At 67.6% G+C, this 3614-nt stretch carries 2 protein-coding genes and 1 pseudogene; 1 reads left to right on the forward strand and 2 read right to left on the reverse strand.

Annotated elements, in window-relative coordinates; all coding sequences use genetic code 11:
• Positions 1 to 2335, forward strand: a 2335-nt coding sequence (locus VIR09_RS03735) for a TonB-dependent receptor (RefSeq protein ID WP_332011649.1), incomplete at its 5' end; no start/stop codon positions are given.
• Between the two features lie 15 nt (positions 2336 to 2350).
• Here the strand turns inward: VIR09_RS03735 and VIR09_RS03740 are convergent.
• Together VIR09_RS03740 and VIR09_RS03745 are read right to left on the reverse strand one after the other, a co-directional pair.
• Entirely contained in the window at positions 2351 to 3247 is an 897-nt protein-coding gene (locus tag VIR09_RS03740; protein ID WP_332011650.1) for a GntR family transcriptional regulator, read from the reverse strand.
• Positions 3244 to 3614, reverse strand: a pseudogene (locus tag VIR09_RS03745) (aconitate hydratase AcnA); the annotation flags it as partial. The gene VIR09_RS03740 and the pseudogene VIR09_RS03745, both read right to left, overlap by 4 nt.

Consider the following 3614-nt stretch of genomic DNA (forward strand, 5'->3'; position numbering starts at 1 on the left):
GGCGGCGGCCGACGCCATCAGCGTCACGGCGCGTAAATCCTACGCGATCCCGGCAGGGCCCCTGGGCGACGCGCTGGCCCAGTTCGCCGCCGCCGCAGGGGTGCCGCTGTCGTTCGATCCGGCCCTGGTGTCGGGGCTGCGCAGCAACGGCCTGGACGGCGTCTACAGCGTGAAGGAAGGCTTCTCCCGTTTGCTGTCCGGGTCGGGCTATGCCTTGGCGGAGCAGGGCGGCGGCGCCTATTCCTTGCGCAAGCTGCCCTCGGGGCAGGATGAATCGGCGACCGTGCTGCCGACGGTCACCGTCGCCGGCGCCAGCGCGGCCCCGTTCGCCTTGCCGGCCGAGTACGAGGGCGGCCAGGTGGCCAGGGGCGGCCGCCTGGGCTTGCTGGGCAATCGCGACGTGATGGATACGCCGTTCAATGTCACCAGCTACACCTCGGAGCTGCTGGCGAACCGCCAGGCGGTAACCTTGGCCGATGCGCTGAACGTTGAACCCTCGGTGCGTTTCACCGGGCAGATCGGCGGTGTGACCGACTCGTTCTACATCCGCGGTTTTCCCATTGGCGAAGGCAATCTGGGCGAGATTGCCTTTGACGGGGTCTACGGCGTGGCGCCCAATTATCACGTCTTCACCGATTACATCGAGCGGGTCGAGGTGCTGAAAGGGCCGGCGGCGCTGTTGTATGGCATGTCGCCCAACAGCGGCGTGGGCGGCGTGATCAACATGGTGCCCAAGCGGGCGCTGCCGGAGGACTTGAGCCGGGTGTCCGCCGACTACGTGGGCGATTCGCAATTCGGCGCGCGGGCGGACCTGAGCCGTCGCTTCGGCAAGGATGGCGAATGGGGCGTGCGCATCAACGGCATGCACCGCCAGGGCGATACGCCGCTGGACAACCTGTACTCGCGCACTGACATCGGCGCCTTGTCGCTGGATTACCAGGGCGAGCGGCTGCGTGCCTCGCTGGACCTGCTGACGCAGAATGAAAAGATCGACGCGCCCACGCGGCCTTTCCTGGTGGCCGCCGGCATAGCCGTTCCGCATGCGGCGGACGGACGGCGCAACGCCACCCAGCCCTGGGGCTGGTGGAAGTCAGATGGGCAATCGGCGCTGCTGCGGATCGAGTACGACGTCAGCGACCGCCTGACGGTTTTTGCCGATGCAGGCGGCTCGGACACCGATGTTTCGCGCCTGTCGGACCAGACGCCCACCATCGTCAACGCGGCCGGCGACACGGTGGTCACGCCGAACAACTTCAGGTTCGAGGTCAACCGCAGCACCTACAACGCGGGCTTGCGCGCCAAGCTGGACACGGGCCCGGTGCGCCACGCCATCAGCTTCATGGGCAGCCTGTACAGCGACCGGAACAAGCAGGCCAGCGTGCTGGGGACGCCGCTCACGTCCAACATCTATCATCCGATCACGCGCCCCGAGCAGTTCATTCCGGCGCCTGCCTATGTGCCAAAGATCTCGTCGTCGGACCTTTCCGGCCTGGCGCTGGCCGATACGCTCAGCATCCTGGACGAGCGCGCGCAGCTGACCCTGGGCGTGCGCCAGCAGCGCATCGAGTCGCGCAACTTCAACGCCGCGACCGGCGCGCGCACCGTCAGCTATGACGAGAGCGCGACCACGCCGCTGGCGGGCATCGTGGTCAAGCCCTGGAGCAATGTCTCGCTGTACGCCAACTACATCGAAGGCCTGAGCAAGGGCGACGTGGCGCCCGCCACCGCGTCCAACGCAGGGCAGGTGTTCAAGCCTTACAAAGCCAGGCAAAAGGAGGTGGGGGTGAAGGTGGACCTGGACGGCGCCATGCTGACCCTGAGCGCCTTCGAGATCACCAAGCCCAGCGGGCAGCTGACCAACGGCGTGTACGGCGCCGACAGCGAGCAGCGTAACCGCGGGCTGGAGCTGAACCTGGCCGGCGAACCATGGCGCGGCCTGCGCCTGCTGGGCGGGGTGACCTTGCTGGACGCGGAACTGACGCGCACCGGCAATAGCGCCATGGTGGGCAACCGGCCCGTGGGCGTACCCAAAATGTCGGTCAACCTGGGCGCGGAATGGGATACGCCATGGGTCACGGGCCTGACCCTGACCGGCAGCATGATGCACACCGGCAGCGAGTACATCAATCAGGCCAATACGCAGTCGGTGCCTTCGTGGACCACGTTCGATCTGGGCGCGCGCTATGCGACCAAGGTCTACGGCAGGGACATCACGCTGCGGGCGAATGTGGTCAACGTCTTCAACCGGGCCTACTGGTCGGGCGTAGCGTCGTACGGCACGATTTCCCAGGGCGTGCCGCGCACGTTGATGCTGTCGGCATCGATGGACTTCTGATCGGAGCTTGCTGGCCTAGGAAGCCAGGATGCCGCTGATGCGGGCCAGATTGTCGAGCGTGCTGCGCAGGTGCTCTGTCAGCGCGGCGGCCGCTTCCTCGTTGCGCTCGCGTTCCAGCAGATCCAGGATGGCCAGGTGCTGGTCGCAATGCTGCTGGTAGCGGCTGCGGTCCTGCATGGAGCGGTAGGACAGCAGCCGGCGCACGCGGTTGACGCGCTTGATGGCGTCGATGAAGAAGGGATTGCCCGAGGCTTCCACCAGCGATTCATGGAAGCGCACGCCGCGTTCATGCAGCTGGTCCGCGGTGTCGGTGGCGATGCCGCCGTCCAGCAGGTGTTTTTCGGCGGCGCGGCAGCGCGCCAGCACCTGCCGGTCGATGCGAAAGCCCGGTTCCAGCAGCGCCGCCGGCTCCAGCGCCAGGCGCAGGCGGTAGGACTGCAGCAGGCTGTCGGGCGTGGTCATCATGGATGAAAACTCCCAGCCATAGCCGGGCCTGCGCTCTGCCCAGCCTTCCTGCGCGATGCGGCCCAGCAAGGCCTGCGTCTGCGCCGTCGTCAGGCCGTAGCGCGCGCGCAGCAGCGCCTCGCTGCATTGCATGGGCAGCGCGCCGCGCAGCAGTTCGTCGGCCAGCTTGAAGTAGCTGTGCGTGACGATGTCGTCCACGGAGGGCGGGGCCAGATCCTCATGCATCTCCGCCAGCGCTTCGTGATCCTGCTCCAGGAAATAGCCGCGGTTGGGTTTGCGCGAAACGACGCCGCGTTGCTCCAGGATGTCCAGCGCGTCGTTGACGGGTGAGCGCGACAGACGCAACCGGTCGGCGAGCTTCTGTGCGGTCAGGTGCGCGCCCGCGGGCAGGCGGTCTTCCTGGATCAGGGCCAGGATTTTCGCGGCGGTATTGGTTTGGGCGCTCATGCGTGGCGGGCGGGGGAATGGATGGTGTCCGAGAGGATAGCGGGAATGACGCCGCCCATGCGCAGCAGCCTGACTTCCAGCCGGGTCTCAACCGCAGCCGTGGCCTGCAGCGTCTCGACGGCGCCGCCTGCGCGCAGGATGCGCACCGCCACGGCCATGCGCGGCGTCAGCGCGGCGGCCTGGGCGTCGATCTCGATCCGGTCGCCGGGCTGGATCCGCAGCGTGGCCGGCGTGACGTCCGCGGGCAGGCGCAAGGGCAGGACGCCCATGCCGATCAGGTTGGAGCGGTGGATGCGTTCGAAGCTGACCGCCAGCACCGCGCGGATGCCCAGCAAGCGTTGGCCCTTGGCGGCCCAGTCGCGCGAGG

Source organism: Achromobacter sp. (assembly GCF_036567245.1).
Classification (GTDB): Bacteria; Pseudomonadota; Gammaproteobacteria; order Burkholderiales; family Burkholderiaceae_B; genus Achromobacter.

Excerpts from the sequence above, each read along its gene's own strand:
- VIR09_RS03740 (WP_332011650.1), bottom strand. The coding sequence starts at position 3,247 with ATGAGCGCCCAAACCAATACCGCCGCGAAAATCCTGGCCCTGATCCAG.